The organism is Gilliamella sp. wkB18, from assembly GCF_001690875.1.
In the GTDB taxonomy this organism is placed as follows: Bacteria; Pseudomonadota; Gammaproteobacteria; order Enterobacterales; family Orbaceae; genus Gilliamella; species Gilliamella apicola_A.
On the sequence record NZ_LZHM01000082.1, the window covers coordinates 1 to 4,439 of the forward strand.

At 36.6% G+C, this 4,439-nt stretch carries 2 protein-coding genes and 1 pseudogene; all 3 read left to right on the forward strand.

The features are described 5' to 3' along the window. A partial coding sequence (locus tag A9G48_RS08860; protein ID WP_065576085.1) for a peptidoglycan recognition protein family protein occupies nucleotides 1-1,009 on the forward strand: 1,009 nt, incomplete at its 5' end. Then, on the forward strand, nucleotides 990-1,703 hold the full coding sequence (locus tag A9G48_RS08865) for a hypothetical protein (protein WP_065576086.1): 714 nt from the start codon (nucleotides 990-992) through the stop codon (nucleotides 1,701-1,703). The genes A9G48_RS08860 and A9G48_RS08865, both read left to right, overlap by 20 nt. A gap of 261 nt (nucleotides 1,704-1,964) precedes the next feature. After that, nucleotides 1,965-4,439 (forward strand): annotated as a pseudogene (locus A9G48_RS08870) (hypothetical protein); the annotation flags it as partial.

Genomic DNA, 4,439 nt, shown 5'->3' on the forward strand with positions numbered 1-4,439 from the left:
GATAGGGCATTTACTGGTGAAATATGAAAGTGAATGGTATGCAGATGAAGGGTTAAGCAAATGGAACGAAGTTGATGAGCTATTTGAAGAGGAAAAGCAACAACAAAAAGCGCTTATTGAAGCGGGGTTAGATAAACTTGGCATCACCGAGCCTTATCAGCGAGATTTTGCCATGAAAAAAGTGGACGAAGCGCATGAACATGTCAAAAGCAACTGGCAACTAGAAAAAGAAGAGCGCATCAAACCCTCACTGTGGTGGAAAAAAGTGGCACAGGCACAATCATCTCAAAAATCAAACGACAACACCCTAGCACTTTCTAACCTATCAATGGATGGTAAAGCATGGTTTATGAATCCTGTTGGAGTTATAAATATTTTTAATAAAAAATCTAATATAAATAATGAAGGATTTATTTGTAATGACAGTATTATTCAATACCAAGTTAAAAAATTGGAACGGGGAAATATCATTGGTCCCAATGCCATTGTTTTGCATAGAACATATTCAAAAGGAAGTGCAATTAATGTTATTGAAAATACTTGGAAATCACCTTGGAATAAAGACAATATTGGCGCACATTTTGTTATAGATAAGGATGGAACAATTTATCAAGTTGTAAGTTTGAAAAAATATGCTAATCATGTAGGAGTCATTAGACCTCGTTGTGAATTGACTAGAACTTGTGATACAAACTATAGATCAAAAACTTATAGAGAAAAATATTTATCTGAATTAAAAAAAGATTATCCAGAACGTTATCCATATAACCAAGACAGTATAGGTATTGAAGTTGTAGCATGGTGGGACGACAAAACTAAGTTATGGGATGATGCAACACCTCAACAATTAGAATCAATTAGAAATTTAGTTATTTTTTTACAAAAGGAGTTTAATTTAAATGATAAAGACTTGTATCAACATCAGTGCATTGCTTATAAAACAAGTGGAGAAGGTAAAAATCTGTATCCTCCTGCTGATAATTGGAATATTGATCCCCGTCACTACTAGTGCCAATAATCGTGATGAAATCAAAGTATTATCGCTAGAAAAGGTAGTTGCGGTAGAAATGGACCGCAACGATCATCTTTACGATTTATGTAATAAATGGAAATTAGGCAAAAAGGAAATAGCCCGTTTCTTCTTGACTGCAAAGAAATCTATCGATTCAGATCAAATAAATTCGTTTAACTTTTATAATTGCAACATAAAAGGTGAATTATTGATTAATGGAATAAAAAAAGAATATAGCATTGATTTAGGTGGAGTAGCAGTTATTCATGAAGGTGATAACGCTGAAGAGATAGTATTTGGTTGTTCTAAAGGCGAGTGTTTGAAATACGTTCATAATGAACCTTATATAAATCACGATGAAATCAAAGTACTGTCAATAAAAAAAGTAATTAAGGAGGGTAGTGACGATTATCTTAACGATTTATGTAATAAATGGAACTTAGGCAAAAAAGATATAGCCCGTTTTTTCTTGACCGCAGAAAAATATATCAATTCAGCTCAAATAAGTGCTTTTGACGTTTATACGTGCAAAATAAATGGTGAATTATTAATTAATGGAGTAAATAAAAGTTATAGTATTGATTTGGGGGGGCTAGCATTTATTTCCGGAGAAAACAAAGATCAGATAGCATTTGGTTGTTATAAAGGCGAGTGCTTAAAATATGTCCATTATGAGCCGTATATAGATTAGAAAAAGGTTTGGTAATGCAAAAATCTATTCAAAAACAATGTACTAAAAAAGAAAGACAAGACTGTGAAAAAGCTGTGGTAGAGCCAGGCAATGAACCATAATCAAATAAGCAAAAAGATACTTTTTATAAAGAAACAATGTAATCTTATTTCCCAAGTTTATTATTGATGAATGGTCAAAGAGAAATATTAATGCTAAATATATTCGATAAGTTAAAAACTTATCAAATTAAAATAAAGATAAGAAATTTATGAACGTAAAATGACCATCAAAAAAATAGACGATTTCATTTTTCCAATAGGCAAACAACCACTTAGTCAAGACGCCTATTATAAAGCCTTATCAGAAGCAAACAGCGGCTTTTATCCCTTTGGTGCCAATGGCATATGGCATGGTGGTATCCATATTGACAAAAAGGTATTGAAAGAAATCAAAGAGGAAGCGAAGCTGCGTTGTATGGCTGATGGTGAAGTTATCGCTTATCGAGTGAATGATGTTTATCCTAAAATTGTGTATCAGGACAATGTTGAACTAAAACTGCCTTATAAGGAACAACAAAAAGTGGCGTATTTCTCAACAGGATTTACCTTAGTCAGGCACCTGTTACAAATGCCCAAAATTGCTAATTCAACCGACACATCACCATCAATAACGTTATACAGTTTATATATGCATCAGTTAGATTGGTATGGTTATCAGCAAAAGAAACAGGAAGGGAATGGTAAGGTTGACTATCCTGGTTATTGGCAATCAACTCAATTAGGGAAGGTCAATGAAGTAAAATCGGAAGTTATTACGGGTAGTGTAATACGAGAAAATGGAAGCCAAACAACCGTTGTTGGATTACTACTCAAAGGCAGTAAAGTCCGTTTAGGGGAACGACATCAAAAAATGGCGGGCTGGTATAAAATAGTGTCGATAACAGAAGGTACTTTAGTTACGCCAAACGGATTTCAACAGGAATTGGGCAATATAACGGGCTATGTTTGGCATAAAGATATTGGAGCCACAGCAAAAGATAGACCGACAGGAACAATTGCAGAAGCCAACAAGGATTATGTCATTTGTCTGGAAGATAATGACAAGCTGGGCAAACCCGAAGTAGCCGTAAAAGGCATTGCAGTATATGGTGCGGCAAACAATAAACAGAAATTAACCTATTTACCTAAGACAGCGACGTTTGAATTTGACGGTGAAAATAAGGGGTATGCCAAAATTCGGAAAATCAACAACTGTGATGTGCCAGCGGTTTTGGTGGATAAAAATGGCGATGATGATGCCCCGCATAAGGGCTATGTCAAATTAACCTCGGTGACGTCATCGACTTTCGAGCCAGGAAAGCTAGATAAAATTGTGGTATTAAAAAAGCCGGCACCAATAAAGAAAGGCGATTTTATTGGATATATTGGTCATAATGTTAGTCAATCGGAACGTTTTGACGAGCCCAAAGAGGCTCCGTTATCGACCATGAAGCGAGCATTAGACACTAACTTACCACAGCTAGCACACGTTGAATTATTTACCTGTGATGATTTGCCGGCATTTATCAGTAAAACCCGAGTCTTAGCAGAGCAGTTACCGGAAAGTGAAAAGACCATTTTATTAGTTGAAAAAGAGGCAAGATTAATTCAGGCCGCTAAAGCTGAAGGGACGTTACCGGCAGGATTGGGGATACAGTTTATTGGCAATGCTAGTGATTATTACGTTAAAGTTAAGCCAGAATATACATTAAAGTTATCATCCAATCTTTCAGATAATGCAAGTAATATGGTGATTACAGGGATAAATGGGGTAGTTGAAAATAAGGAGGGTGAAGTTAGCAAGCACCGTTTAACGCAGGCAGATAAAACGGAGTTGATTAACCGTTATCAAGTGAATTATCCGGAATTAACCCTAGCTGATATTCCTGATGAAGTTGAATTAGTGAGTGGTATATCGTCATCGAATGAGAATAATGGCACGGAATTAACCATCCGTTTTGTGGTAGAAAACAGACATTACTGGATAGCCACGAAAGAGGTTTTTCACCTACAAGGAAAAAATGGGCAACTAAATAGCTCGATAAATTATTGGAATCACTTTCCACTATCATTAACTAATTTACCGGCAGCGACAGAGCACAACACGGTGTATTACCCGCGTACTGTTTCACTAAATGAGCAATCGAGTAATACAAGTTTTACAGCAGTTGATGATGCCGCTCCTGATTCGGTGTGGCGATATATACAGGCGGGGAATAAACAAGGGATGCCAATACAAGGTTGGGTAAACACTAAAAGTGGCGCACAGCAACACATAAAACGAGTTAGCCCATGGCACTGGTCAGGTTTTAAAACGATAGAAGAGAAGGCAACGGTAGGCGAATTATCTGATAAAATCAGCAAAAATAACGTTGCCACCTTAGATTTAGCCGATTACACGCCGACGATGCGAGAATTACAGCAAATCTTAACCGGCACACTAATATATTCAACCCAACGAAAAAAAGCCCTACCGCCACCGACTTTTACGGATAGGGATTTAAAGGAAGGGTTACGCAGAAGTTGGACAGCGGAGCAGATAGGGCATTTACTGGTGAAATATGAAAGTGAATGGTATGCTGATGAAGCATTAAGCAAATGGAACGAAGTTGATGAGCTATTTGAAGAAGAAAAGCAACAACAAAAAGCGCTTATTGAAGCGGGATTAGATAAACTTGGCATCACCGAGCCTTATCAGCGAGACTTTGCCATGAAA